The sequence below is a fragment of the Geodermatophilus sp. SYSU D00697 genome, assembly GCF_054050175.1.
Map to the genome: position 1 here is coordinate 1 of NZ_JBJGYV010000003.1, position 26,431 is coordinate 26,431.

At 74.2% G+C, this 26,431-nt stretch carries 28 protein-coding genes; 9 read left to right on the forward strand and 19 right to left on the reverse strand.

Annotated elements, in window-relative coordinates:
- Positions 1-135 precede the first annotated feature (135 nt).
- The 5 genes from ACI79C_RS03595 to ACI79C_RS03615 all read left to right on the forward strand — a co-directional run bounded on the left by ACI79C_RS03595 (position 136) and on the right by ACI79C_RS03615 (position 5,944).
- Positions 136-924 (forward strand): GolD/DthD family dehydrogenase, encoded by a 789-nt coding sequence (locus tag ACI79C_RS03595; RefSeq protein WP_456944243.1) that lies wholly within the window; start codon positions 136-138, stop codon positions 922-924.
- 316 nt (positions 925-1,240) lie between these two features.
- Entirely contained in the window at positions 1,241-3,238 is a 1,998-nt protein-coding gene (locus tag ACI79C_RS03600) for a thioredoxin domain-containing protein (RefSeq protein ID WP_456944244.1), read from the forward strand.
- A gap of 57 nt (positions 3,239-3,295) precedes the next feature.
- Entirely contained in the window at positions 3,296-3,922 is a 627-nt protein-coding gene (locus tag ACI79C_RS03605; protein ID WP_456944245.1) for a hypothetical protein, read from the forward strand.
- A 45-nt stretch (positions 3,923-3,967) separates the two neighbouring features.
- Complete coding sequence (locus tag ACI79C_RS03610; RefSeq protein WP_456944246.1) at positions 3,968-4,633, forward strand: maleylpyruvate isomerase N-terminal domain-containing protein; 666 nt, start codon at positions 3,968-3,970, stop codon at positions 4,631-4,633.
- Positions 4,634-4,696: 63 nt separating this feature from the next.
- The gene (locus ACI79C_RS03615) at positions 4,697-5,944 is read left to right on the forward strand and encodes a geranylgeranyl reductase family protein (protein WP_456944247.1); all 1,248 of its coding nucleotides are present in this window, start codon (positions 4,697-4,699) and stop codon (positions 5,942-5,944) included.
- 72 nt (positions 5,945-6,016) lie between these two features.
- Here the strand turns inward: ACI79C_RS03615 and trhA are convergent, their stop codons facing one another.
- The gene (gene trhA / locus ACI79C_RS03620; RefSeq protein ID WP_456944248.1) at positions 6,017-6,829 is read right to left on the reverse strand and encodes a PAQR family membrane homeostasis protein TrhA; all 813 of its coding nucleotides are present in this window, start codon (positions 6,827-6,829) and stop codon (positions 6,017-6,019) included.
- Positions 6,830-6,964: 135 nt separating this feature from the next.
- Here trhA and ACI79C_RS03625 point away from each other — a divergent pair, with 135 nt between their 5' ends.
- The 4 genes from ACI79C_RS03625 (at position 6,965) to ACI79C_RS03640 (ending at position 10,695) form a co-directional block, all read left to right on the forward strand.
- A complete protein-coding gene (locus ACI79C_RS03625; protein ID WP_456944249.1) occupies positions 6,965-7,744 on the forward strand; it encodes an isoprenyl transferase in 780 nt (259 codons plus the stop codon).
- A gap of 12 nt (positions 7,745-7,756) precedes the next feature.
- Positions 7,757-8,974, forward strand: coding sequence for a DUF885 domain-containing protein (locus ACI79C_RS03630; protein WP_456944250.1), 1,218 nt, complete (start codon positions 7,757-7,759; stop codon positions 8,972-8,974).
- A 4-nt stretch (positions 8,975-8,978) separates the two neighbouring features.
- Positions 8,979-9,155: a hypothetical protein gene (locus ACI79C_RS03635; protein WP_456944251.1), complete on the forward strand. Its 177-nt coding sequence runs from the start codon at positions 8,979-8,981 to the stop codon at positions 9,153-9,155.
- A gap of 244 nt (positions 9,156-9,399) precedes the next feature.
- Positions 9,400-10,695, forward strand: a complete 1,296-nt coding sequence (locus ACI79C_RS03640) for a PhoH family protein (protein ID WP_456944252.1) — start codon at positions 9,400-9,402, stop codon at positions 10,693-10,695.
- A gap of 93 nt (positions 10,696-10,788) precedes the next feature.
- Here ACI79C_RS03640 and ACI79C_RS03645 read toward each other — a convergent pair whose 3' ends face one another.
- From ACI79C_RS03645 to ACI79C_RS03730, 18 genes are all read right to left on the reverse strand, one after another.
- Positions 10,789-11,070 (reverse strand): hypothetical protein, encoded by a 282-nt coding sequence (locus ACI79C_RS03645; RefSeq protein ID WP_456944253.1) that lies wholly within the window; start codon positions 11,068-11,070, stop codon positions 10,789-10,791.
- 283 nt (positions 11,071-11,353) lie between these two features.
- On the reverse strand, positions 11,354-11,716 hold the full coding sequence (locus ACI79C_RS03650) for a type IV toxin-antitoxin system AbiEi family antitoxin domain-containing protein (RefSeq protein WP_456944254.1): 363 nt from the start codon (positions 11,714-11,716) through the stop codon (positions 11,354-11,356).
- Between the two features lie 145 nt (positions 11,717-11,861).
- Positions 11,862-12,089 carry a hypothetical protein gene (locus ACI79C_RS03655; RefSeq protein ID WP_456944255.1) on the reverse strand — a complete coding sequence of 76 codons (228 nt, stop codon included), beginning with the start codon at positions 12,087-12,089 and terminating at the stop codon, positions 11,862-11,864.
- Positions 12,086-14,428: a hypothetical protein gene (locus ACI79C_RS03660; protein WP_456944256.1), complete on the reverse strand. Its 2,343-nt coding sequence runs from the start codon at positions 14,426-14,428 to the stop codon at positions 12,086-12,088. The genes ACI79C_RS03655 and ACI79C_RS03660 overlap by 4 nt, the downstream gene beginning before the upstream one ends.
- Positions 14,409-16,448: a flagellar biosynthesis protein FlhA gene (flhA, locus tag ACI79C_RS03665; RefSeq protein ID WP_456944257.1), complete on the reverse strand. Its 2,040-nt coding sequence runs from the start codon at positions 16,446-16,448 to the stop codon at positions 14,409-14,411. Before flhA ends, ACI79C_RS03660 begins: the two co-directional genes overlap by 20 nt.
- A gap of 81 nt (positions 16,449-16,529) precedes the next feature.
- Complete coding sequence (locus tag ACI79C_RS03670; RefSeq protein ID WP_456944258.1) at positions 16,530-17,663, reverse strand: EscU/YscU/HrcU family type III secretion system export apparatus switch protein; 1,134 nt, start codon at positions 17,661-17,663, stop codon at positions 16,530-16,532.
- 26 nt (positions 17,664-17,689) lie between these two features.
- Entirely contained in the window at positions 17,690-18,454 is a 765-nt protein-coding gene (gene fliR / locus ACI79C_RS03675) for a flagellar biosynthetic protein FliR (RefSeq protein WP_456944259.1), read from the reverse strand.
- A 5-nt stretch (positions 18,455-18,459) separates the two neighbouring features.
- Positions 18,460-18,735 (reverse strand): flagellar biosynthesis protein FliQ, encoded by a 276-nt coding sequence (gene fliQ / locus ACI79C_RS03680; protein WP_456944260.1) that lies wholly within the window; start codon positions 18,733-18,735, stop codon positions 18,460-18,462.
- 157 nt (positions 18,736-18,892) lie between these two features.
- Positions 18,893-19,729 (reverse strand): flagellar type III secretion system pore protein FliP, encoded by an 837-nt coding sequence (gene fliP / locus ACI79C_RS03685; protein WP_456944261.1) that lies wholly within the window; start codon positions 19,727-19,729, stop codon positions 18,893-18,895.
- Positions 19,729-20,124 carry a FliO/MopB family protein gene (locus ACI79C_RS03690; protein ID WP_456944262.1) on the reverse strand — a complete coding sequence of 132 codons (396 nt, stop codon included), beginning with the start codon at positions 20,122-20,124 and terminating at the stop codon, positions 19,729-19,731. Before ACI79C_RS03690 ends, fliP begins: the two co-directional genes overlap by 1 nt.
- The gene (gene fliN / locus ACI79C_RS03695; protein ID WP_456944263.1) at positions 20,121-20,855 is read right to left on the reverse strand and encodes a flagellar motor switch protein FliN; all 735 of its coding nucleotides are present in this window, start codon (positions 20,853-20,855) and stop codon (positions 20,121-20,123) included. Before fliN ends, ACI79C_RS03690 begins: the two co-directional genes overlap by 4 nt.
- Positions 20,852-21,805 carry a flagellar motor switch protein FliM gene (locus tag ACI79C_RS03700; RefSeq protein ID WP_456944264.1) on the reverse strand — a complete coding sequence of 318 codons (954 nt, stop codon included), beginning with the start codon at positions 21,803-21,805 and terminating at the stop codon, positions 20,852-20,854. Before ACI79C_RS03700 ends, fliN begins: the two co-directional genes overlap by 4 nt.
- Positions 21,806-21,917: 112 nt before the next feature.
- Entirely contained in the window at positions 21,918-22,394 is a 477-nt protein-coding gene (locus ACI79C_RS03705) for a flagellar basal body-associated FliL family protein (protein WP_456944265.1), read from the reverse strand.
- Positions 22,387-23,292, reverse strand: coding sequence for a flagellar motor protein MotB (locus tag ACI79C_RS03710; RefSeq protein WP_456944266.1), 906 nt, complete (start codon positions 23,290-23,292; stop codon positions 22,387-22,389). The genes ACI79C_RS03705 and ACI79C_RS03710 overlap by 8 nt, the downstream gene beginning before the upstream one ends.
- 31 nt (positions 23,293-23,323) lie before the next feature.
- On the reverse strand, positions 23,324-24,094 hold the full coding sequence (locus tag ACI79C_RS03715; RefSeq protein WP_456944267.1) for a flagellar motor protein: 771 nt from the start codon (positions 24,092-24,094) through the stop codon (positions 23,324-23,326).
- 3 nt (positions 24,095-24,097) lie between these two features.
- Positions 24,098-24,382: a flagellar FlbD family protein gene (locus ACI79C_RS03720; RefSeq protein ID WP_456944268.1), complete on the reverse strand. Its 285-nt coding sequence runs from the start codon at positions 24,380-24,382 to the stop codon at positions 24,098-24,100.
- A gap of 306 nt (positions 24,383-24,688) precedes the next feature.
- Entirely contained in the window at positions 24,689-25,924 is a 1,236-nt protein-coding gene (locus ACI79C_RS03725; RefSeq protein ID WP_456944269.1) for a flagellar hook protein FlgE, read from the reverse strand.
- A 76-nt stretch (positions 25,925-26,000) separates the two neighbouring features.
- Positions 26,001-26,426, reverse strand: a complete 426-nt coding sequence (locus ACI79C_RS03730) for a flagellar hook capping FlgD N-terminal domain-containing protein (RefSeq protein ID WP_456944270.1) — start codon at positions 26,424-26,426, stop codon at positions 26,001-26,003.
- Between the last annotated feature and the right edge of the window lie 5 nt (positions 26,427-26,431).

Genomic DNA, 26,431 nt, shown 5'->3' on the forward strand with positions numbered 1-26,431 from the left:
CCGGCCGCCCCCCCCCCCCGACCGCCGGCGCCCGCCGCCGCCCCCCCCCCCCCCCCCCCGGACCGGTCCCGACCGCCGTCACCGGCGGACCCAGTGCCCGACCGCACTCCCCACCCCGACCCGAGGAGAAGACCCGTGGCTGCCCCTGCTCCCCTGACCGACGAGGACGTGGACCTGTCCTTCCGCCTCGACGGGCGTGTCGCCCTGATCACCGGAGGCGCCTCGGGCATCGGCGGCGCCATCGCCGAGGTCTTCGCCGAACGGGGAGCCCGTCCGGTGGTGCTCGACCTGTCGCTGGACGGGGCCCGGCGACGCGTGGAGTCCCTGGACGCGACCGCCGACGCCCTCGCGCTGGCCGTCGACGTCACCGACGAGGCGTCCGTGGAGGCGGCGGTGGAGCAGGCGATGGCCGCGGCCGGCCGCATCGACGTCCTGGTGAACTCCGCGGGGATCGCGGACCTGGCTCCCGCCGAGGAGCTCAGCACGGCCACCTGGCAGCGCACCATGGCCGTGAACCTCACCGGCACCTTCCTGGTCAGCCGGGCCGTGGGCCGGCACATGCTGGCAGCCGGCCGCGGGAAGATCATCAACATGGCGTCCCAGGCGGCGTCCGTCGCGCTGCCCGAGCACGCTGCCTACTGTGCGTCCAAGGCGGGCGTGGTGGGGCTGACCAAGGTCCTGGCCATGGAGTGGGCCGGTCGGGGCGTCACGGTGAACACCATCTCCCCGACCGTGGTGCTCACCGACATGGGCCGCACCGTGTGGTCCGGCGAGAAGGGTGAAGCGGCCAAGCGGGAGATCCCGACGGGGCGGTTCGCCCTGCCCCGTGAGATCGCAGCAGCCGCCGTGTTCCTGGCCTCCGGCGCGTCGGACATGGTCAACGGCGCCGACCTGGTCGTCGACGGCGGCTACACGATCCGCTGAGTCCGCCCGCGCACCCGCCTCCCGGTCGGGGCGCCGGACCCCCACGCGTCATCGTCCCCGTGCCGCACCAGGTCCACCGGTGGGCCTGGTGCGGCACCGCCGGTCCCGCTCGCGCGGCTGACGGAGGAGCGGCGGTCGTGACCCGCTGCGCTGCCCGGAGGAAACGAGAGCCCGGTCCGGTGATGCGGCGAGCGCCCGCCGGGGTACCGCCAGGGCCAGGCCCCGCTGGACGACGAGCGGCCGGCGAGGTGTGACCCCCGGGGTCCAGCGGTAGCTGGCAGTGCGCACCCGGTCGACGTGAGAAGGAGGGCGGCCCGTGCCCAACCGCCTCGCCGGGGCCACGAGCCCGTACCTGCTGCAGCACGCCGACAACCCCGTCGACTGGCGGGAGTGGGGACCGGAGGCGTTCGCCGAGGCCCGCGAGCGCGACGTGCCGGTGCTGGTCTCCGTCGGCTACGCCGCGTGCCACTGGTGCCACGTCATGGCGCACGAGTCCTTCGAGGACGAGGCCACCGCCGCGCAGATGAACGCCGACTTCGTCTGCGTGAAGGTCGACCGCGAGGAGCGGCCGGACGTCGACAGCGTCTACATGACCGCCACCCAGGCGCTCACCGGCTCCGGCGGCTGGCCCATGACGGTGTTCACCACCCCGGACGGGCGGCCCTTCTACTGCGGCACCTACTACCCGCCACGGCCGGCGCGCGGCATGCCCGCGTTCCACCAGGTGCTCGCCGCGGTCACCGACGCCTGGCAGAACCGCCGGGAGGACCTGGAGTCGGCCAGCACCCGGATCGTGCAGGGGATCTCCGCCCGCCTGGAGCTCGGGCCGCCGACCCCGTTGTCGGCCGCCGACCTCGACGCCGCGGTCGCCGCCGTGGCCGGTACCTACGACGAGCGGTGGGGCGGCTTCGGCGGGGCACCGAAGTTCCCGCCGTCGATGCTGCTGGAGTTCCTGCTCCGCGCGCACGCCCGCACCGGGGACGCCGAGACGCTGCGCATGGCCCGGGGCACGCTGGAGGCGATGGCCCGCGGCGGCATCCACGACCAGCTCGCCGGCGGCTTCGCCCGGTACGCCGTCGACGGCCGGTGGGTGGTGCCGCACTTCGAGAAGATGCTCTACGACAACGCCCTGCTGCTGCGCGTCTACCTGCACCTGTGGCGGACGACGGGGGAGGGGTGGGCCCGCCGGGTCGCCGACGAGACCGCCGCCTTCCTCGTCCGGGACCTCGGCACGCCCGAGGGCGGCTTCGCCTCCGCCCTCGACGCGGACACCGAGGGCGAGGAGGGGCTCACGTACGTCTGGACGCAGGCGCAGCTGGTCGAGGTCCTCGGGGAGGACGACGGCCGGTGGGCCGCCGAGCTGTTCGGCGTGACCGAGCGCGGCACCTTCGAGCACGGGACCTCGACGCTGCAGCTGCTCGGCGTCCCCGACGACGCCGCGCGGTTCGCCTCGGTGCGGGAGCGGCTGGCCGCGGCCCGCGCCCGCCGCCCGCAGCCGGCCCGCGACGACAAGGTCGTGACCGCGTGGAACGGGCTGGCCGTGGCCGCGCTGGCCGAGCACGGCATCCTCACGGGGGACGGCGACTCGCTCGCGGCGGCCCGCCGGGCGGCCGCGCTGCTGGCCGACGTCCACTGGGTGGACGGGCGGCTGCGCCGCGCCTCGCGCGACGGCGTCGCCGGGGCACCGGCCGGGGTCCTCGAGGACTACGGCGACCTCGCCGAGGGGCTGCTCGCCCTGCACCAGGCCACGGCCGAGGGGCGGTGGCTGGAACTGGCCGGGGACCTGCTCGACGTCGTCGCCGAGCAGTTCATCGACGCCGACGGCTGGCACGACACCGCGGCCGACGCCGAGGCGCTGGTGCACCGCCCGTTCGACCCCACCGACGGTCCGACCCCCGCCGGGATCGCGGCGGCCGCGGGGGCCGCGGTCGCCTACGCGGCGCTGGCCGGGTCCCCGCGCCACCGGGAGCTCGGCGAGGCCGCCGTGGGCTCGCTGGCCCCGCTGGTGCGGCAGGCGCCGCGGGCGGCCGGGTGGGCCGCGGCCGTGGGGGAGGCGCTGCTGGCCGGGCCGCTGGAGGTCGCGGTGAGCGGCCCGGCCGGCCCCGGGCGCGACGACCTCGCGGCGGCCGCCCGGTCATCGACCAGCCCGGGGGCGGTGGTGGTGGCCGGGGAACCGGACGCCCCGGGGGTGCCGCTGCTGGCCGGACGGCCGCTGGTCGGCGGCGAGCCGGCGGCCTACGTCTGCCGGGGGTTCGTCTGCTCGGCCCCGGTGACCGACGTGTCCGCTCTGAGCGCAGCGATGGCCCCTTCCTGAGGAGCACGGTCGGACTTACCGTGTAAGCGTGTAATCACACGCTCTGAGGAGGCCGTCGTGCACGGACACCACCACCGTTTCTCCGACTCACCCTTCGGCGGCATGCGCGGCGGGTTCCGCGGAGCCGGCTTCCGCGGGCGCGGACCCGGCGGCCGCGGGCGCGGCCCCGAGGCACCGCCGCCCGTGGAACGCGCGGAGGTCGCCGGCTGGCTCTCCGGGCGGCTGCCCGACGGCTGGTTCACCGGGCCGGTGGAGCTGACCATCGACCGCGACGAGATCACCGTCGTCGGCGCGCTGCCCGAGCCGGCGGCGGGCGAGGGGGACCCGGCCGCCGCCCGTGCCGGGCGGATCGCCCGCTTCCGCGAGGAGACCCGCGAGCAGCGCATGGCGATCGCCGACGCCGCCCAGGAGCGCTACGGCCGCTCGGTCGCGTGGGGTGCGGCCTGCGGCGACGTCCGCGAGCTGTTCACCAACCTCTCGGTCCCGGTCATGACGCGGCTCCGGCAGCCGGAGCGGCTGGTGCTCGACACCCTCGTCGACGCCGGCGTGGCCCGGTCCCGGTCCGAGGCGCTGGTCTGGGCGGTCCGGCTGGTCGGGCAGCACGCCGAGGCGTGGCTGACCGAGCTGCGCGAGGCCATGGCCTCGGTCGAGGAGGTGCGCGGGCGAGGGCCGCAGGTGGGCTGACGCTCCGGGCTGACGAGGGAGGGCGGCGCCTGCCAGGCTGCGGTCGTGCCCGAGCCGCTGGACCTGCTGCGCACCGCCTACACCGACCTCGTCGAGACCCTCCAGGAGGTGACCGCGGCCGGTCGGGCGTGGGCGCCGACCGGGTGCACGGGGTGGACGGTCGTCGACCTCTCCTGGCACCTGATGGGTGACGCCCGCCGCGCGCTCGTCGCGCTCAACACCCCCGCTGCCGGGCCCGCCGACACCGACGCCGTCGACTACTGGCGGGCCTGGCGGCCGGCGGAGCCCGGGGACGACGAGGCGCTGCGGCGCACCCGCGCGGTCGCGAGCGTCGCCGCCGACCCGGCCGACCTCGCCGAGTGGTACGCCGAGACCAGCGCCGCGGTGCTCGTCGCGGCCGGGCGGGTGGACCCGCGCGACCTGGTGCGCACGCAGGGCCGGGTGCTCCCGGTGGCCGACCTGCTCTCGACGCTGGCGGTCGAGGCCGCCGTCCACCACCTGGACCTGGTCCGGTACCTGGACCGGCCGGGACCGTCCGCGGGGCCACTGGCCGAGGCGCGCCGCGTGCTCGAGGGCCTGCTCGGCGCTCCGCTGCCCGCGGGGTGGGACGACGCCACCGCGGCCCGGCGTGGCACCGGCCGGGAGCCGCTCGACGACGTCGACCGCGCGCTGCTGGGCCCGGCCGCGGAGCGGTTCCCCCTGTTCGGCTGAGTGCGGCCCCGCTGCTCCTGGGACCGGACCGCCGCGGGGCCGCCACCTGGGACACTCGTCGTCGTGCCGACCGACGCCGTCCCCGCCGCCACCGACGTCCTGGTCGTCGGCGCCGGCCCGGCCGGTGCGGCGGCCGCCGCCTGGGCCGCGCGCGCCGGGCACGACGTGGTGCTCGCCGACGCCGCCTCCTTCCCCCGGGACAAGGCCTGCGGCGACGGCCTGACCCCGCGGGCGGTCGCCGAGCTGGACCGGCTGGACCTGGGCGGCTGGGTGCGGGCGCGGGCCCGCAACCGGGGCCTGCGCGCCGCCGGGTTCGGGCGGGAGTGGCAGCTGCCCTGGCCCGGCGGCGAGTTCCCCGACCACGGCAGCGCCGTGCCGCGCACCGAGCTCGACGCCCGCATCCGCGAGGTGGCCCTCGCGGCCGGCGCCACGCCGCTGGAGGGTGCCCGGGCGGTCGACGTGGAGCGGGACGGCGACCGGGTGACCGGGGTCGTGTTCGAGGTCGGCGAGGAGACGGTCACCGTCGGGTGCCGGCGCCTGGTCGTGGCGGACGGTGCCCGCTCACCGCTCGGGCGGGTGCTCGGCCGCGAGTGGCACCGCGACACCGCCTACGGGGTCGCCGCCCGGGGGTACGTGCGCTCCGGCCGGGCGGACGACGAGTGGATCTCCTCGCACCTGGAGCTGCGCGGCGGGGAGGGCGAGCTGCTCTCCGGTTACGGGTGGGTGTTCCCGCTCGGCGCGGCGTCCGGGCAGGTGAACATCGGTGTCGGCACGCTGGCCACCGCCCGCCGTCCGGCCGGGGTGCAGCTCAAGGCGCTGCTGGAGACCTACGCCGACGCCCGCCGCGAGGACTGGCGGCTCGACGGGCCGGTGGAGGCGCCGGCCTCGGCGCTGCTGCCTATGGGCGGGGCGGTCTCCGGTGTGGCGGGCCGCAACTGGGCGCTGGTCGGCGATGCCGCGGCGTGCGTCAACCCGCTCAACGGAGAGGGCATCGACTACGGCCTGGAGACCGGCCGCACCGTCGTCGAGCTGTTCGCCGAGGACGACCTGACACACGCCTGGCCGGCCACCCTGCGGCGGCACTACGGGGAGGCGTTCTCCATCGCTCGCCGCCTGGCCGGACTGCTCACGGTGCCGCGGTTCCTGCCCGCGGCCGGCCCGGTCGGCATGCGCTCGCACGCGCTGATGACCGTCGCCCTGCGGGTGATGGGCAACCTGGTCACCGAGGAGGACCGCGACCTCGTCGGCCGCGCCTGGCGCGCGGCGGGGCGGCTGTCCGTGCGAGTGGACGACCGCCCGCCGTTCTCCTGACACCGGTCGGGGAGGGCTCAGCGCAGCAGGAGCACGGCACCTGGCCGCGGTGTCGGCCGGTAGGCCGACAGATCACACGAAGGGCGAGTTGTACATCGCGAAGTAGACGGCGATGTAGTGGCAGATCGCGGCCACGACGGTCAGGGCGTGGAAGACCTCGTGGTACCCGAAGACGCCGGGCACCGGGTTGGGCTTCTTCACGGCGTAGGCCACGCCGCCGAGGGTGTAGAGCACGCCGCCCACCGCGAGCAGCACCAGCGAGGTCACCCCCGCGATGTGCAGGATGTCGGTGAGGATGAAGACGGCGACCCAGCCCAGGCCGATGTAGAGCGGCACCCCGATCCAGCGCGGCGCGGTCGGCCAGGTGAGCTTGAGCGAGACGCCGGCCAGGGCACCGGCCCAGACGCCGCCCAGGACCCAGTAGCCCAACGGCTGGTCGACGGCCAGCAGCGAGAAGGGCGTGTACGTGCCGGCGATGAACAGGAAGATCATCGAGTGGTCGAGCCGCTTCATGATCTTCCAGCCGCGCGGTGACCACCGGCGCCGGTGGTAGAGCGCGCTGATGCCGAACAGGCCGCAGATGGTCACGCAGTAGACGGCCACCGAGAAGCCGGCGCGGGCACCCAGCACGGAGCCGAGCGGGATGAGCACGGCCCCGGCGACGATGGCGCCGAAGAACGCGAACAGGTGCAGCCAGCCGCGCAGCCGCGGCCGGGTGTCGGGGTGGTCCCAGTCGGCGTCGGCGAAGTCCTCGGCGGTCCAGGTCCGCTCGACCCGCTCGCCCTCCTCGAGGACGGTGGTGACCGCCTGAGTGCGAGGGGCTTCCAACTCGGCGTGGTCCGCCTCGACCCGCACGCGTTCACGGCCGTCGGGGGGAGGGTTCATGAACCGAGGTTACGAGGCCGGGGTTGGGGGCGCAGTGGCACGCAGCTGTGTGCTGCCTGTCATCGCAGGACGCCTTCGCGCAGGTCGGGAACGGGTACGCGGAGCCGCGCTGCGGGGGGCCTATGGTGACCCCCCGTGGGGGTTCGGCAGTGGGTCCGTGACGTCCTCACCGAGGTCTACGAGCGGCGTCTCGCCCGTGCCCTGGTGGGCGCCGACACCCCCTGCCACGTCGGGGTGATCGTCGACGGCAACCGTCGCTGGGCCCGCGCGATCGGGCTCGAGGACCCCAACGCCGGCCACCGCCGCGGCGCGGACAAGATCGCCGCCTTCCTGGGCTGGTGCGACGAGGCCGGGGTCGAGGTGGTCACCCTCTTCCTGCTCTCGACCGACAACCTGTCGCGGCCCGAGCCCGAGCTGGTCCCCCTGCTGCGGATCATCGAGGGCGTCGCGGAGGACCTCGCCGGACCCGGCCGCCGCTGGCAGCTGCGCCCCGTCGGTGCGCTGGAGCTGCTGCCGGCCGAGACGGTCGCCGTCCTCAAGTCCGCCGAGGAGACCACCCGCGACCGGCCCGGGGCGATGGTGAACCTGGCCGTCGGCTACGGCGGACGGCGGGAGATCGCCGACGCCGTCCGGTCGCTGCTGGCCGAGCACGCCGAGCGCGGGACGTCGCTCGACGAGCTGATCGGCCTGCTGGACGTCGAGCACATCGCCGAGCACCTCTACACCCGCGGGCAGCCCGACCCCGACCTGGTGATCCGCACCAGCGGCGAGCAGCGGCTGTCGGGGTTCCTGCTCTGGCAGACCGCGCACTCGGAGTTCCACTTCACCGACGTGTACTGGCCCGACTTCCGCCGCGTGGACTTCCTCCGCGCGCTGCGGGCCTACGCCGCCCGGCACCGTCGCTTCGGCAGCTGAGAAACTGCGGTCATGGCGGCCTCCTCCCTCGACGTCCCCCTGGAGTACGTGAAGCTGGGGCTGCGGTTCGACCGCCTGGAGTCCGGCTTCGTCGACGCCTACACCGGCGACAAGCGGATCCGCGCCGAGGTGGAGGCCGAGCCGGCGCCGACCCCGCAGCAGCTGCGTGACCAGGCCCGGGCCCTGCTGCGCGAGCTCGACGTCGCCGACCTGCCGGCAGACCGCGCCGAGTTCATCCGCGGTCAGCTCACCGGACTGGAGTGCAGCGCCCGGAAGATGAGCGGCGAGCCGGTGGCCTTCCTCGACGAGGTCTCCAGCTACTTCCAGGTCGACGTCGCCCTCGGCGACCCGGCCGCGTACGGCGCGGCCCACGCCGAGCTCGACGCACTGCTGCCCGGCAGCGGCCCGCTGGCCGAGCGGTACGCCGCCCACCGCCGCCGGGAGGAGTGCCCGCCGGGGCGCCTGGCCGAGGCGGTGCACGCGCTGTCCAGCGCGCTGCGGGACCGGGTCCGCGCCGAGTACGGGCTCCCCGAGGCCGAGACGGTGCACTACGAGGTGGTCACCGACCAGCCGTGGTCGGGCTTCAACTACTACGAGGGCGACTACCACTCCCGGGTCGCGATCAACGCCGACCTGCCGCACCGGCTCGGCCAGCTGCCGCACCTCGTGGCGCACGAGGCCTACCCCGGGCACCACACCGAGCACTGCCGCAAGGAGCTGGGCCTGGTCGAGCGGGCCGCGCGGCTCGAGCACACCGTCTTCCTGGTCAACACCCCCGAGTGCCTGATGGCCGAGGGGCTGGCCGACCTCGGCGTCCAGGCGGCGATCGGGCCCGGCTGGGGCCCCTGGGCGGCCGAGGTGCTCGGCGACCTGGGGCTGCACTTCGACGGCCACCTGGCCGAGCGGGTCGCGGCCGCGGCGGCGCCGCTCAACCGGGTCCGCCAGGACGCCGCCGTCCTGCTGCACGACCGGCGCGCGGACGCCGACGAGGTCGCGGCCTACGTGCAGCGGTGGTCGATGGTCAGCGCCGAGCGCGCCCGCCAGCAGCTGCGCTTCCTCACCCACCCGCTGTGGAGGGCCTACATCACCACCTACGTCGAGGGTCTCGACCTGCTGTCGGCCTGGCTGGACGCCCGGCCCGACGGCCAGCGCGTCGCCGACCGGTTCGTGCGGCTGCTGGACGAGCCGCTGACCCCGGCCGCCGTCACCCGCGAGCTGCGGCCCGCCTGACTCGATGGTGCAGCGCGACCCGGAGGAGGCCCGCGACCTGGGCCTGTGGACGGCGGGCTGGCTGGCCGTGCTCCTGGTCGGCGGCATCTGGTGGATCGGCGACCTCGCGCTGCAGTGGCCGGTGCTGCTCGTGCCGCTGGTGTGGGCGCTGGTCGCCGCCCGACCCCGGGGACGTGGCTGAGGCGGCTGGGACCAGTGGTGCCCCGACAGGGTGACACGCCGCCTCTCGGACATGTTCCTGTCACCTCCCGGGCCTACCGTCCGCGGTGGAGGACGAGCTCACCTCGCCCTCCACGGGAGGCCCGGTTGGTGCTGACGATCTCGTCGACCAGGGGGGCCGGCACCCGGCCCCTGCGCCGGGGCCCGGCCACCTTCGAGCCGGGGCGCGCCTTGTGCGCAGGGTGGCGCCCCACGGGAGTCGACTCGTGAACCCTCGTCGCACGTTCGTCCTCGACACCTCGGTCCTGCTCTCCGACCCCGCCGCGCTGCTGCGCCTGGGTGACAACGACGTGGTGCTCCCGCTCGTCGTGATCGGGGAGCTGGAGGACAAGCGCAACCACCCGGAGCTGGGCTGGTTCGCCCGCCAGGCGCTGCGCCTGCTCGACGACCTCCGGGTGCAGCACGGCCGGCTCGACGCGCCGGTGCCCGTGGGGGAGGACGGCGGCACCCTGCACGTCGAGCTCAACCACAGCGACCCCGCGGTGCTGCCGGCCGGGTTCCGCAACGACAGCAACGACAGCCGGATCATGGTGGTGGCGCTCAACCTGCGCGCCGAGGGCCGCGACGTCTGCCTGGTCACCAAGGACGTCCCGCTGCGGGTCAAGGCGGCGGCCGTGGGCCTGGACACCGACGAGTACCGGGCGCTGGACGCCGTCGACGCCGGCTGGACCGGGATGGCCGAGCTGTCGCTGGACGACGCGGAGCTCTCGGCGCTCTACGACGACGGCGAGGTGTACGTGCCGGCCGCGGCCGAACTCCCGCCGCACACCGGGCTGGTGCTGCTGTCCTCCCGCGGGTCGGCGCTGGGCCGGGTGACCCCCGACAAGCAGGTGCGGCTGGTGCGCGGTGACCGCGAGGCGTTCGGCCTGCACGGCCGGTCGGCCGAGCAGCGGGTGGCGCTGGACCTCCTCCTCGACCCCGAGATCGGGATCGTCTCGCTGGGCGGGCGGGCCGGCACGGGCAAGTCGGCGCTGGCGCTGTGCGCGGGCCTGGAGTCGGTGATGGAGCGCCGGGCGCACAAGAAGGTCGTGATCTTCCGCCCGCTGTACGCCGTCGGCGGCCAGGAGCTGGGCTACCTGCCCGGCAGCGAGGGCGAGAAGATGTCGCCCTGGGCGCAGGCCGTGTACGACACGCTCGGGGCGCTGGTGTCCACCGACGTGCTCGACGAGATCGCCTCCCGCGAGCTGATCGAGGTGCTGCCGCTGACCCACATCCGTGGGCGCTCGCTGCACGACTCGTTCGTGATCGTCGACGAGGCACAGTCGCTCGAGCGCGGGGTGCTGCTCACCGTGCTGTCGCGGCTGGGCTCGGGGTCGCGGGTGGTGCTGACCCACGACGTCGCCCAGCGGGACAACCTGCGGGTCGGCCGGCACGACGGCATCACCGCGGTGATCGAGGCGCTCAAGGGGCACCCGCTGTTCGCGCACGTGACCCTGACCCGCTCGGAGCGCTCGCCGATCGCGGCGCTGGTCACCGAGATGCTGGAGGACCTCCCGCTCTGACCCGCAGCGCCCGGCGCCGCCGCTCTTGCGGTGTCTCATCGGCTCCTGCGGTGGTGTACGGCCGCAGGACATGAGGAGACACCGCAAGAGCGGTCAGCGAGTTCGCCGTGCCCGGGTGAACGCACGACGAAGCCGGTCGCCGACGACCGCGGGTCGGCTCAGGTCGGCCCGGGTCCAGCGCGCCACCTGCCAGCCCAGGTCCCGCAGCGCGTCCTCGCGGAGCTCCTCCTCGATGACGACGTCCTCGGGGGAGCGGGCCCGACGGGCGTTGGCGCCGGACGTGACCCGACCATCGAACTCGCCGAGCGTGCCGTGTTCTTCCCAGGCGAAGTCGCAGCGGCCGACGAGACCGCCGTCGGTGCGTCGTCCTCGCACTTGGAGGTCAGGTCTGGGTGTCCCGAGCCGGGCCAGGAGCACGCGGCTACGGCTCTCGCCGACGGTCTCGCTGCGCCCGTCGGCGAAGGCCAACACCCGACCGGCTCACCGGACGCCCGGGACCGCACCCATGCCGGCCAGGCAGGCGGCCAGCGCTTCGGACGAGGTGGCCTGCGATGCCAGGGCGGCGTCCGCGGTCACCACGGCGCTCTCGACCCGACGGTGCGGGCCACGTCGACCACCGTCCGGGTCATGTCCGTGACCGGCAGCCCATCGACGACGGTCACCTGATCGTCCGGCAGCCGAGCGACGTGGAGGTGCACGCGCGCGCTGCCGCTGCCCGCCGCTGGGGGCGGCGCGTCACGTGCACGCGGTGCGGGGACGTTCCCCAGACAGGCAGGCCGTGCACCGGGGCAGCTGAGACGTGGCTGACCACAACCGGCCGTCGGAGGCCCGCCACGGTGGCGGACACGACGGCCCGGTGGAGGGCGACAGCCGTACCCGCCGGGAGGAACGCGCCCCGCTGGATGCGCTGCAGGTCGCCGCGGCGCACCATCCTCGACAGATCGGCGTCCGACAAGCCGGCGGCGGGGGCGTCGACTCGACGGATCACGTCGCCTGCGACACCGGAGGAGTCGTCGCTCATGGGTCGACCCTGTCCCGCCCGTGCTCGTCCTGCCCCGGGCGGACCGGAGCTGTGGACAGCCGGCGGGAGCAGGTGCGGTGTCCCCTCGACTCCTGCGTCCGTGCAAGACAGCGGAAGCTGATGGAACACCGCGAGAGTGGGCCGGTCAGGGGGCCGGGTCAGGGCCCTGGTCGGCAGGGGACTCGGGGCGCGAGGGACGGCGCGGGGTGCTGGCCCAGTGCAGCAGCGCCACGGCACCCCAGCCGGCCGCGAGGCACCACGGCAGCCGGATGGCCACCTCGTCCACCGTGAGGTCACCGCGCAGGCCGAGCGCGAGGACCGGCAGGGCGAGGACGAACCCCACTGCGAGGACCTCCCACCGCAGCGGGCTCATGTCCCGGAGTTCTCCAGCCGCTCGCACAGCAGGGAGGCCCACCGGTGCGCGGTCGCGCGGGAGCCGTCGAGGAGGGCCACGGGCGTGCGCGTGCGGCCCAGGACGGCGGCCGGGTCGGCGGTGAGGTCGGTGTCCTGCACCGCGAGCGCGTCGACCCGGGGCAGCCCGTCCAGCCAGGGGAGGACGTCCTCCGGCTTCCGGGTCGCCTCGACCACGGCCCACACCCCCGCGGGGGCGAACACCGCGATCACCTGCTCGAGCCAGGTGGCGCCGGCGGCGCGCAGCGGGGCGTCGACGGCGACGATGGTCAGCGTCCCCGACCGGTCGGCCTCCTGCTTGCGCTCGAGCGCGGCGTCGATGCTGCTGATCCGGTTGCCCTCCGGGGCGAGGGCGGCCAGGTCGCCGCGGGAGGCCCACTGCAGCCGTTCGGCGTCCAGCCTCAGGGATGCGGCCAGCGAGCGGGCCGCGGCGAGGGTCTCCACGCCCGGGCCCACCAGGAGCAGCACCTCACCGGGGCCGCTGGGCAGGCCGGGCGCCGTCGGGAGCCCGGCCGCCAGGGCGCGGGTGAGCGCCGCGTAGGTGCCGCGACGCGCGACCTCGAGGGCGAAGTCGTCGCCGAGCAGGTGGTCCGGCACGCCCAGGGCCAGCAACTGGCGGACGACGGCGTCCTCCGCCGGACCCGCGATCGGACCGCTCGGCGTGCTCGGCGCCGGGCGCTCACGCACCGACGTCACGACGACCGGGTTGCCGCGCCAGGCAGCAGCGCGCTTGTCCACGGGCAGGCGGGTGACCGTGGCCAGCCCGGCGGCACCGCGGGCACCGGTGGTCCGCGCCACCTGCTGACCCGGCGCGCCCGGACGGCGGATCGTCGGCGGGACCGGAGGCCGCGACAGCAGCGGCGGGATGGCCAGGTCGGTCCCGGGCGCGGGCGGGGGCAGCAGCGACAGCGGGGGGAGGACGGTCGTGGCGTCCAGCGGCAGGGGTGCGGGGTCGCTCGCGGTCGGGGCGAGCACCTCCTCGGTGATCTCCCACTCGTCGGCCTCCGCCGTGGCGTCGACCCACATCGGGATCTCGGCGGTGTGCGCCTCGGCGAACGCGGTCTCGGCGTCGAGGTCGTCGGCGGGCGCGTCGAACGGGTCGGCCTGGGAGGCCGAGCCCGCGAGCACGCCCCGCAGCAGCTGGGTCAGCGCCGCGTCGGACGTGTCGTGCGCGAGCGCGGCGCGCAGCACCTCGGCGATCGCCTCCTCGCGGGAGGTGATCGGGCCGGTGGAGAAGTCCGGCTCACTGGCCCAGGCGGGCATCGGTGCCGGCTCCAGCTCGGTGGCGAGCGGCACCGGCGGCGCGACCGGCACCGGCGGGACGGCCGGACCCGCCGCGACGGGAACCGCCGGGGGGACCGGCACGGTCGACGGGACGTCGACCATCGGCGGGGCGACGGGCGGGGGGACGGCGGCGGCCACCGGGGGAGCGACGGGCGGGGCCGGGGGGACCGCGGCGGCGACCGGCGGGGCGGCGGGCGCGGGTGCCGGGACGGCGGTGGTGACCGGCGGGACCGGGGGAGCCACCGGCGCCGGGGGGACCTCGGCCACCAGGGGAGCCACGGGCGGAGCCGGGGGGAGGTCGACCACGGGAGGAGCCGCCGCGACCACCGGCTGCTCCCACGCGGGAGCGGCAGCCGGAGCGGCGGAGGACGCCGCCGCAGCGGGAGCGGGAGAGGAGGACGCCGCCGCGGCGACGGCCTGGTCCACCGCGTCCCACACGTCGGCGTCGCCGGCCACCATCGCGGCCAGCGCCGCGGTGAACGGCGACGGCGCCAGCGGGGCGTCGTCCACCACCGGAGCCGGAGCGGCAGCAGGAGCAGGGGCGGGAGCCGCCGCCGCGGCCGCCGGAGGACGACCGGCAGAGGGAGCCGTCACCGGACGAGCGGCAGCCGCGGTCGCCGCCGGACGGCCGGCAGCCGCACCGGCGCGCGCGGCACGGCCGGCGGCCGGGCGGGCCGCCGTCGCGGAGGTGCGCGAGTACAGGTCGACGCCGGGGGAGTCGTTGTCCGCCAGCAGCCCGGCGACCTCGTCGACCGGGTCGGGCAGCACCGGGGCGCGGCGCAGCGCGGCCTCGATGCGGGCGGCGGACTCCGCGCGCGAGGCCGGCCGGCGCTCGACGGGGGACGGCGCGGCGACCTCCTCCACCTCGGCGACGAAGCGCTCGGTGGTGAAGAAGCCCATCACCCCGCCGGTGCGGACGCGGCGGATCCCGACGATCCGGACCGACGAGCCGTACTTCTCCCGCGCCGCGGCGATCGCGCCCTCGCGCGTGGCGGCCTCAACGGATGGCAACGGCACCGTTCACCACTCCCAGTGACTCGATCTGGGCCGTCCGGGAGACCTCCGTGTAGGAGATCACCGGCAGGCGGGGGAGGATCTGACGCATCAGGCGGGACAGGGCGGCCCGGACCTGCGGGGAACACACGAGCACCGGCGAGAGCCCCAGCCGCTCGGCGTCGCCGAGCAGGCCGGTACAGCCGTTGACCAGCGCGTCGACCGTGCCGGCGTCCAGCGCCAGCACCTGGTGGCCGTCGCTGTGCCGCACCGCCTCCAGCAGCCGCTGCTCGAAGGCGGGGTCGAGGGTGAGCACGTGCAGGCGCTCGTCCTCGCTGACATAGGGCTGGCTGATCGCCGAGCCCAGCGCCGAGCGGGCCGCCTCGACCAGGCCGTCGACGTCGGTGGAGACCTTCGCCCGGACCGAGAGCGCCTCGAAGATGCGCACCAGGTCGCGGATGGAGACGTTCTCCTCCAGCAGCCCGTGCAGCACCCGCTGGACCTCGCCCAGCGTGAGCAGCGTCGGGGTGAGCTCCTCCACCACGACCGGGTGGGTGCGGCGGACCATCTCCACCAGCAGTCGCACGTCCTCCCGGCCGAGCAGCTGCGCGGCGTTCTGCCGCACCACCTCGGCCAGGTGCGTGGTGATGACCGAGGAGCGGTCGACGACGGTGGCGCCGGCCATCTCCGCCTGCCGCTGCAGCTCGGCCGGCACCCACTTGGCCGGGAGCCCGAACACCGGCTCGCGGGTGGCCTTGCCGGGCAGCCCGTCGAGCGCGTCGCCGATGGCCAGCACGGTCCCGGCCGGCGAGATCCCCTTGGCCGCGGGGACGCCGTTGAGCCAGATCACGTACTGCGACGAGGGCAGGTCCAGGTTGTCGCGGGTGCGCACCAGCGGGATCACCAGGCCGGTGTCCATGGCGACCTTCCGGCGCAGCGCCTTGACCCGGTCGAGCAGGTCGCCGCCGCGAGCGGAGTCGACCAGGTCGACGAGGTCGAACGCCACCTCGAGCTCGAGCGGGTCGACCCGCATCTTCTCGGCGATCGCCTCGGGGGAGTCGGGCTTGGGCTCGTCGTCGGCGGCGGCCGGCGCGGCCGACGGGTCCTCGTCCGGGGCCTCGGTCATGCGCGCGGCCATGAGCAGGAACAGGCCGCCGATGAGGAGGAACGGCAGCTTGGGCAGCCCGGGGATCAGGCACAGCGCGAGGGCGGCGCCGCCGGCGATGCGCACCGGCTGCTTGAACCGGCCCAGCTGGGCGAGCAGGTCGCTGCCCATGTCCCCGTCGGAGGCCGAGCGGGTGACGATGATGCCGGTCGCGGTCGACAGCAGCAGTGCCGGGATCATCGAGACCAGGCCGTCGCCGACGGTCAGCAGCGAGAAGGTCGACACGGCCTCGGCGGGGGCCATGCCGCGCTGCATGACGCCGACGGCGAACCCGCCGATCAGGTTGACCAGCGTGATGATGATGCCGGCGATGGCGTCGCCCTTGACGAACTTCGAGGCACCGTCCATCGAGCCGTAGAAGTCGGCCTCGGCGGTGACCTCGGTGCGCCGCTTGCGGGCCGTGGCCTCGTCGATCAGCCCGGCGTTGAGGTCGGCGTCGATCGCCATCTGCTTGCCGGGCATCGCGTCGAGGGTGAACCGGGCACCGACCTCGGCCACGCGGCCGGCACCGTTGGTGATCACCACGAACTGGACGATGGTCAGGATCACGAAGACCACGAGGCCGACGACCAGCGAGCCGCCGATCACGAAGTGCCCGAACGCCTCGATGACCTTGCCGGCGTAGCCGTCGGTGAGCACCAGCCGCGTCGAGGAGACGTTGAGCGCGAGGCGGAACAGCGTCGCGATGAGGAGCAGCGACGGGAAGACGGCGAAGTCCAGCGGCCGCCTGATCTGCATGGACACCAGCAGGATCAGCAGCGCCGCGGTGATGTTGAAGCCCAGCAGCAGGTCCAGCACCGCCGCGGGCAGCGGGACGACCAGCATGAGGACGATGGCCACCACGCCGATCGGGACGGCAGCCTTCGTCAGCTTCTGCACGAGGGGACTCATCGGCAGTCCGGTTCGAGCGGGATACCGGCGCGGACGCCGTCCGCCCCACCCGTCACACGCGCCCCGGGCTCAGCGCCGGCGGCCGGCCCTCGGCAGCCCCTCGACGTCCGGTGCCTCGAACCCGGGACGGTGCAGGCCGCCCCGGACGCCCCGGGCCGACAGTTGCATGACGAAGGCGAGCACGCGCGCGACCGCCGTGAACAGCTGCGCGGGCACCTCCTGGCCGAGCTCGCAGGAGGCGTGCAGCGCCCGGGCGAGCGGGATGTCCTGCACCATCGGCACCCGCGCCTCCTCGGCGCGCTCCCGGAGCTTGGCGGCGAGCTCGTCGGCGCCCTTGGCGACCACCCGCGGGGCACCGCGCTCCGGCTCGTACTTGAGGGCGACCGCGACGTGCGTCGGGTTGACCAGCAGGACGTCGGCGGTGGCGACCTCGCTCATCATGCGGTTGCGCGACATGGCCAGCTGCGCCGACCGGCGCTGGCCCTTGAGGTGCGGGTCTCCCTCGGACTGCTTGTGCTCCTGCTGGACCTCGTACTTGCTCATCTTGAGCTTCTTCATGATCTGCTTGCGCACGACGATGTAGTCGGCGACGGCGATCGCCAGCCCGCTGACCGCCACCACCCGGAACATGAGGACGGCGGACTCGCTGAACGTCGCCGTGACCGACGACAGCGGCAGTGCCCCGGCCGACGACACCAGTTCGGTGGCCCGGTCGCTGGTGACGATGACGACGGTGGCCAGCGCCGCGGTCTTGATCAGCGCCTTCGCGGCCTCCCACCACCCGTGGGTGCCGAACATCCGCTTCATCCCGGGGAACGGGTTGAGCTTCTTCAGCGTCGGCTTCATCGGCTTGGCCGACACCGCGACCCCGCCCTGCGCGGCGGTCGCGAGGACGCCGACGGCCATGAGGGCCAGGGCCATCGGCAGCAGTGTCGTCAGGAAGGCGGTCAGCGCCTGCCCCAGCAGCGCGGACACCGCCTCCGCCTCGGGGTGGGTGGCCACCGACCGCACCTGGACGAACAGCCTGCCGACCGCGTCGTAGGCGTTGCCCACCAGCATCGGCAGCAGCACGCTGGCCGCCGCCGCCCCCGTCCAGGTGCCCAGCTCCTGGGTCCGCGGGATCTGCCCCTCCTTGCGCGCCTCCTTCAGGCGCTTGGGAGTCGGGGCCTCTGTCTTCTCACCACCCGGGCCGTCCTGGGCCATCAGGCCACCACCAGCTCAGCCACGGGTCACCCGCTCCGCAGGGAGACCATCGCCCGCGCGGCGTGGTCCATCAGCGCGTCGAGGGCCGGCGGCAGCAGGGGGAAGGTCAGGCCCAGCAGGGCGAGGGTCAGCATGATCTTGACGGGGAACCCCATCGCGAAGATGTTCAGCTGAGGCGCGGCGCGGCTCAGCAGGGCCAGGGCGACGTCGGCGAGCAGCAGCACCGCCACCATCGGCCCGGCGATCTGCAGCGCGGCCAGGAACATCATCGAGAAGGCGGTCACCAGCACGTGCCCGAGCTGCTCGGTGGGCACGCTGCCTCCGACCGGCAGCCCCTCGTAGGACGTCGCGAAGCCACGCACGATGAGCAGGTGGCCGCCGCTGGTGAACAGCAGGGTCGTCGCCAGCAGGGAGTGCAGCCGGCCGATCGACGAGCTGGTCGCCATCGACAGCGGGTCGTACGCCGGCTGCAGGGAGAACCCGCCGGTGAGGTCGATCAGGTCGCCGGCGTACTGGACGGCGGCGAACAGCACCTGGACGACGAAGCCGAGGGCGGCGCCGATGACGACCTCGGTGACCGCGCCGACGATCAGGAAGCCCGCGGTGGGGTCGGGCAACTCCGGGGCGATCCGGGCCAGCAGCGCCACCGACAGCGCCATGGCGAGGGCGCCCTTGACCGGGGCCGGGATGGTGCGGGTGTTGAACGGCGGGGACAGCAGGACGAAGCCGGTCGCCCGGGCGGTGCCGAGCAGCAGCGCCGCCAGCGTGCTCCCCGGGACCTCGAGGTCCACGGGCGCTACGTCCGGTCGAGCAGCCGGGGCAGCGAGTCGAACAGGCCGTGCGTGAAGCTGACCAGCTCGGAGAGCACCCAGTTGCCCGTGACCAGCAGGGCGATCGCGACGGCGATCATCTTCGGCACGAAGGACAGGGTCGGTTCCTGGATCTGGGTCGCCGCCTGGAACAGCGAGATGAGGAAGCCGACGAGCAGGGCGGTCAGCAGGACCGGGGCGGCCACCTTGGCGCCCAGCATCATCGTCCGGATCGCGATCTCGGTGACGTCGGCGTCTGTCATGACTCGACTCCGCGCTCGTCCCGCTCCTCGGTCGACGACATGGGTCGCCTCCGCGGTCGCTCCGCTCCTCGCTCGCCGGCGCTCGCTGCGATGCTCGCGACCTGTCGGCTCCGCGGCGCCCACAGCGATGCTCGCCCGCGCGTCGTCGTCGGGGCGGTCATGCGTAGGACCCCACCAACGCCGTCGTGATCAGCGCCCAGCCGTCGACCACCACGAACAGCAGCAGCTTGAACGGCAGGGACACGATCGCCGGCGGCACCATCATCATGCCCATCGCCATGAGCGCCGCGCTGACCAGCATGTCCAGCACCAGGAACGGGATGAACACGACCAGCCCGATGATGAACGCGCTCTTGAGCTCGGAGAGGACGAAGGCCGGCACCAGCGTCGTCATGCTGACCGCCTCCCGGGCGGCCGGCGCCTCCTCGCCGGAGAGGCCGACCATCAGCTCCAGCTCGTCCTCGCGGGTGTTGTCGAGCAGGAACTCCTTGAGCGGGACGACGCCGACGTCGTAGGCCTGGGAGACCGTCATCTGCCCGTCGAGGTAGGGCTGCACCGCGGACTCGTTGATGTCGCCGAAGACCGGGCCCATCACGAACAGGGTGAGGAACAGCGCGATGCCGGTGATGACCGTGTTCGGCGGGGCGGCCTGCATGCCCAGCGCGTTGCGGGTCAGCGACAGCACCACGACGATCTTGGTGAACGAGGTGGTGAGCAGCAGCACCGCCGGGGCCACCGACAGCACGGTGATCGCGAGGATCAGCGTCACCGAGGTGCTCGGGCTGCCGCCACCCACGGAGATGTCCACGCCGCCGTCCACGGCGGGCACGACCGGCGCGGTGGGGTCGGTCGGGGGCGTCGGCGCGGTCGGCGCCGCCGAGGCGGGGTCGGCCAGCAGCGTGAGGACGACGCCGATGACGGCCACCAGCAGCAGGACCAGGCCCGCGCGACGCGCGAACGGCGCGCCCCGGGCGGGCGCGGGGGATGCGGTCATCAGCGGCGGACCGTCCGCTCGCGCAGCTGCTGCACGAACGTCGTCCAGCCGCCGCGGTCGAACACCGAGCCGGCCAGCGCGCCGGAGGCGACCGGGGCGGGGGTCCGGGCCGCCGCGGTCGCCGCCTGCCGCTCCTGCAGGGTCTCCTCGACCAGGTCGCCGTCGACCTCGGCGAGCAGCGTCACCTGTTCCTCGGTCGCGCCCACGACGAGGACGCGGCCGGCGATCCGCACCACGTTGACGGTGCTGGCGCGGCCCATCCGCTGGCGGGCGACGACCTCGATGAGGCCGTTGCCCTGACCGAGGCCGCGCTTCTTGGCCAGCCGTGCGGCGAACCAGAGGACGCCGCCGACGAAGGCCAGGGACAGCAGCAACCGGATGACCATCCAGGTCATGGGGCCACCTCGCTGGCGTCGGTGACGATCTCGCTGATCCGCAGACCGAAGTCCTCGTCGACCACGACCACCTCGCCGCGGGCGATCAGGGTGCCGTTGACCAGCAGGTCGGCCGGCGCGCTGGCCGCGCGGTCGAGCTCGACGACCTCGCCGGGGTGCAGCGAGAGCAGCTCGCCGACGGTCATCCGGGTGCGGCCGATCTCGACGGTGACCTCCATGGCCACGTGCCGCAGCAGGTCGAGGCTGCCGCGCTGGGTGCGCGGCTGGGGGAGGGTCACCTGCAGGGCGAGGGTGGCCTCCACGGTGGCGCCACCGGCCAGCAGCGGGACGGCGACGAACATCCCCTTGTCGCGCAGCCCGTCCATCGCGGTGTCGGGGTCCTCGGTGCGCTCGGAGTCCACGCGCACCCGGCCCAGCGTCGCGGCCGCTGCCTCCAGGGCGGGCCGCAGCGCGGCAGCGACGTCCATGGCACCCACGGGCGAGTTGGTCAGGGCGTCGGCGATCTCCGCGGAGACCACCAGGACGACGTCCCCGCTGACCTCGCCGGAGAGGCGGGCCATGACCGCGGTCGCGGCCTCGGCAGGGAGGAGGACGGCATCCGGGTCGTTGACCGGGGTGCCCGGCACCAGCTCGGCCGCGGCCGGGACCAGCCCCGCCGCGGCGCGCGCGGCGGAGGCCACCACGGCGATCACGGTCTCGGAGGCCTGCGAGTGCTCCACGGAGGCGGTCATGCGGTGTCCTTCTGGGCTGGGGCCCGGCCGGAGGCCGGGGTGGGGACGATGGCGGCGGCGAGCCGGCGGCGGTGGTTGCTCGCGATCGCGTAGGCGAACGTCACGTCGTTGGTCGTGACCTCGAGCGGCGCGTCCTGCGGGTGGCGCAGCAGCAGGACGTCACCGACGGCGAGGGAGAGGAGGTCGTCGGAGGAGACCTCCAGCGGCGTGAACCGGACGCCGACCTCGACCGGCACCATGGTCAGCCGCTCGGTCAGCGCCTCGAATGCCCGGCGGCGCTTGGCCTGGGCCGACTCCGACAGGTGCGGCGAGGCCGCGTTGTTCAGGGCGGTCTGGAACGCGGAGAAGGGCAGCACCAGCGTGGCCTCGCCGGCGCGGCTGCCGACGCCCAGCGTGAAGGTGGCCACCATGACGGTGTCCGAGCCGGCCGCGGCCTGCGCCAGCTGCGGGTTGTACTCCACCTCGCTGAGCTCGGGCTGGAGGTCGACGATGTGCGCGAAGGCCGCGGTGAACTCCTGCAGCAGCCGGGTCAGCAGGTGGTTGGTGATGGTCGTCTCCATCACCGTCATCGGCCGGTCGGGCTGGTCGGCCGACCCCGAGCCGCCGAGCATGTGGTCGACGCTGGCCATCGCGATCTCCAGCGGATAGGCCAGGACCCCCTTGCCGGCCAGCGGCTCGAGGGTGAACGTCACCACGAAGTGCGGGTTGGGCAGCGTCGCGACGTAGTCGTCGTAGGAGTGCTGCTCGATCCCCAGCAGCTCCATGCGCGCCCCCGTGCGCAGCATGGTGGTGAGCACGGTCGTCGCCTGCCGGGCGAAGGCCTCCTGGGCGATCTGCAGGACGCGGACGTGCTCGCGGGAGAGCTTGGTGGGCCGGCGGAAGTCGTAGGTGCGGGGTTCGCCGCGCCGGCTGCGCCCGGTGGGGGCGGTTCCGTTCTCGGGGCGGGTCACCCTCCCTTCATCGGCCGGGGAAGACGCAGCCCTGACCGGCGCGCGAGGCGCGGCCGGTCAGGGCGGACGGGTGGGACTGCTGTGACGGCTGGGGCGGGGGCGGCCCCCGGCCTCACTGGGTGACGTACTCGGTCAGGTAGATGCCCATGACCATCTCGTGGCCGTCCTCGGCGTAGGCCTCGACGATCTTGTGCTCGAGGGCCTCCTTGAGCGCGTCCCGGGCACCGGTCACGTCGGCGGGCTGGGCCTGCGAGAAGGTGGCGATCACCAGGTCGAGGGCCTTGGAGCCGTCGACGCTCGCGCCTCCGTGGCCACCGCTCGCGGCGGCCTCGGTGAGCTGCAGCGCGATGCCGACCTTGAGGTACCCGCCGCCGGCGAGGTTGACCGCGATGGGGTCCAGCGGGAGGACCTCCCCGGCCACCGGCTCCTCGGCCGCGGCCTCCCCGCTGCTGGCGAAGAGGAAGAAGTACGCCGCGCCGGCGAGGGCGAGGACCGCCACCAGCCCGATGATCAGCAGCTTCTTCTTGCCACCGCCCGTGGCCTCGCCGTCCTCGGGCGTCTCCTCGGTCTTCTTGGTCTTCTCAGCCATGGCTCTCCTCCTGGGCTCCGGCGTCCAGGCCGGGCAGCAACTCGTTGGCCTCCGCGGAGGCGTCGGACAGGACCACCACGTCCACGCGGCGGTTCACGGTGACCGCGTCCGGGTCGGTGTCGGGCACCAGCGGCCGGGTGTCGGAGTAGCCGTTGGCGGCCATCCGCTCCTGCGGGACGCCGTCCCCGGCCAGGTACCGGACGACGGTGGTCGCGCGGTAGGCCGACAGCTCCCAGTTCGACGGCCACGGGCCGCCGGGGGTGACCGGCAGGTGGTTCGCGTGGCCCTCGACGCCGAGGTCGTTGGGCAGGGCGCGCAGGGTGGGGGCGATCGCGTCGAGGACCGTCCGCCCCTCCGGCCGGAGCACGGCCTCCTCGGCGTCGAAGAGGACCTGGTCGGCGACGATGTGCACCACCAGGCCGCGCTCGTCGATCTCGAAACGGGCCGCGCCCTCGTGACCGGCCATCCGCAGCGCCGACTCGATCCGGTCGCGGGCGGCGGCCAGCTCGTCGTACTCGGCCTGCGCCTCGCCCGCGACGCGCTGGGACTCGGCGAGGGCGGCCTGCGCGGCGGCGGCGTCGACCTCGGCCTGCTCGACGGTCCGGTCCGGGGCGATCGCCGAGGCGATGTCCACCGCGCCGGGCAGGCCGTCGAGCACCGACCCCTCCGGCGTCGGCCCGGGCTGCACGGCGATCGGGCCGCCGAGGCTCTCGGACAGGCCCTTGGCGAGGGCGGCGAACTTGTCCTTGTCCACCTGGCTCATCGCGAAGAGCACCACGAACAGCACGAAGAGCAGCGTCAGCATGTCGGCGTAGGACACCATCCACCGCTCGTGGTTCTCGTGCTCCTCCTCCTCGTGCTTCTTGCCGCGACGGCGGCCGTGGCCGCCGGAGCTCACAGCTCCTCCCGGGATGAGCCCGCGAGCCCGCTCACGCTGCCTCCTTGGCCTGCTCGCTCGGCGGCACGAGGGAGATCAGCTTCTGGCGGACCGCGCGCGGGCTGGTGCCGGCCTGGATCTCGGCGATGCCCTCGACGAGCATCTCCATCTGTGCGGCCTGCAGCTCGCTGACCCGGAGGATCTTGGCGCCCATCGGCAGGAACCAGAAGTTCGCGGCCATGACGCCCCAGAGCGTGGCGACGAACGCCGAGGCGATCATCGGGCCGAGGGACGAGGGGTCGTCGAGGTTGGCCATGACGTTCATCAGGCCGACGATGCAGCCGACGATGCCGATGGTCGGCGCGTAGCCGCCCATCGCGTTCATGAACTTGGCGGCGACCTTGTCCTCGGCCTTCTTGGCCGCGATCTCGCTCTCCAGGACGCCGCGCAGCTGCTCGGGGTCGGTGCCGTCGATGCCCATCTGGAGGCCGCGCTTGAGGAACGGGTCCTCGATCGCCTTGACCTGCGCCTCGAGCGCGAGCAGGCCCTCCTTGCGGGCCTTCTCGGCGAGGCTGACCAGCGTCTGGATCTGCTCGGTGGCCGGCGGCACCTTGGCCGGCATCACCGCCATCTTGAACCAGCCCGGCATCTTCTTGAGGTCGCCCATCGTCTGGCTGGACATCGCCGCACCGAACGTGGCCACGATGACCAGGACGATCGCGGGGAGGAACAGCAGCGAGGTCGGGTCGGAACCCTCCAGGACCATGAAGACCAGGAGGGCGACGAGCGAGACGACGAAGCCGATGAGAGTGGCCGGATCCACGGGTCAGCGCTCCTCGCGGGCAGGGAAGGGGACGACGGAGGCGCTGGCGTCGCCGTCCGCCGGACGGGACGAGGAGCGGTAGGTGCCGCGGTCCATCTCGTAGGCGGTGGCGAGGATGCTCGCCCGGTACTCGCGGATCTCGTCGAGGACGTCGTCGACGCTCTCCGCCACGACGTACCTCGTCCCGTCGACGAGGAAGACGACGGTGTCGGGGTGGCCCTCGACCCTCTCGACGAGGTCGGGGTTGAGCGCGAACCGCTCTCCGTTCAGGCGCGTCACACGGATCACGGGGTGGTCCTCACGGATCGGGGAGGGGAGGGCGGCCGCACGCGGCGTCGCTGCCCGGCTGTGTGTTGTCATCGGCGTGGCGGCGACCCGGCTTGAGTCGAACGGGGCGCCTCACCCCCGGGGGTGAGCTGCGGGAACGGTGTGACGCGCGAGGCGGGCGACGCCGCCGCACGCACGACGGCCCGGCCCCTCCGGGGAGGGACCGGGCCGCCGGGTGACCTGCTGGGACGTCTCCCTCCAGGGCCCCGGCCCCGTCCCGGGCACCGCCCCGAGCAGGCGAGGGGTGGGGAGGACGGGGTCCTTCTACTAGCGCTTGAGGTTGACCAGGTCCTGCAGCACCTCGTCGGAGCTGGTGATGACGCGGCTGTTCGCCTGGAAGCCACGCTGGGCGACGATCAGCCCGGTGAACTCCTCGGCCAGGTCGACGTTGGACATCTCCAGCGCGCCCGCGGTGAGCGTGCCCGCGCCGCCGGCTCCGGCGCGGCCGACGACGGCGGTCCCGGAGTTGTTGCCCACCCGGAAGGAGGAGTTGCCGGCCTTCTCCAGGCCGGCGGGGTTGGCGAAGGTGGCCAGGGCCAGCTGGCCGATGTTCTGGCGCAGGCTGTTGGAGTAGACGCCGACGATGCTGCCGTCGGCGCTCAGCGAGAACGACTGCAGGGTGCCGGGGGCGTAGCCGTCCTGCTCGGTGGGGACCAGGGAGCTGGCCGAGCCGAACTGGCTGACGTCGCTGATGTCCACGGTGACCGGGCCGGGCCAGCTGGCCACCATCGAGGCGCTCGGCGTGAAGGTGAGGCTGTTCAGGCTCGGGGCACCGGTGGTCGCGTTGAAGTTGATGACCGGGGCCGCCGGCGTGGTGACGAGGGTGGCGCCGGTCTCGTCGGCCAGGGACACCGACCAGCGGTTGGCGACCGTCGTGTCCTTGGTGAACGTCGCGCTGATCTGGTGGGCCTTGCCCAGGGCGTCGTACATGGTGATCTGCGACTGGACGGCCGTCCCGCCCGCCGCGCCGCTGGACAGGTTGCCCCGGATGCCGCCCTCCCGCGAGGCCTTCGGCGGCATGACCTGGCCGTAGGGCACCGACAGGTCGCCGATGGCGCCGTTGGTGTCGACCGTGCCGTCGGCCCGGGCCATCCAGCCCTGCAGCACCGCGCCGTCCGGCGTGACCAGCTTGCCGCTGCCGTCGAAGCTGAACGAACCGGCCCGGGTGTAGGTCTGCTCGTTGCCGGCCGACGTCACGAAGAACCCGTCGCCGCTGATGAGGAAGTCGGTGGAGCGCCCGGTGTTCTGGGTCGAGCCCTGCCCGAAGTTGGTCGTGATGCCGGCGACCTTCACGCCGAGACCGACCTGGGCGGGGTTGGTGCCGCCGCGCTCGGCGGTCGGGGCGCCGCCGTTGCTCAGCACCTGGGACAGGGTGTCCTCGAAGACGGTCTGGCTGCCCTTGAAGCCCACCGTGTTGACGTTGGCGATGTTGTTGCCGGTCACGTCGAGCTTGGTCTGGTGGGCGCGCAGGCCCGAGATCGCGGAGAACATGGAACGCAGCACGGGAGGGGCTCCTCGGGGTGGGGTCGGTCCTCGCGGGGACCGGCGGCAGGGGGAGGTCGGTCGGGGTCGGTCGGGGTCAGTCGGAGGAGGGCAGGGCGACCTCGGTCAGCCGGCCGAGCGGCACGGTGACCCCGCCCACGACGGCCGCGGGCTCCTCGTCGCCGGCGAAGCGCACCGAGCTCACCGTGCCGGTCACCGTGGTGCCGTCCTCGGCGGTGTAGCTGACCGCGTGGCCGACGAGTGCTCCGGCGCTCAGCGAGCGCTGCAGGCTCAGCAGTTCGGCGTTCTGGGTGGCCAGTTGCTCCAGCTTCTCGACCTGGCTGAACGTCGCCGTCTGCGCCATGAACTCGGTCGTGCTGCTGGGGTTGCTGGGGTCCTGGTAGCGCATCTGCGCCACCAGGAGCTTCAGGAACACGTCCTTGTCCATCTGGTCGGTGCGGGTCACCGACGTGGTCGCGGGCGTGGTGGGGATGCTCCCCGTACCGCCGACGGGATCGGGCATGGTCG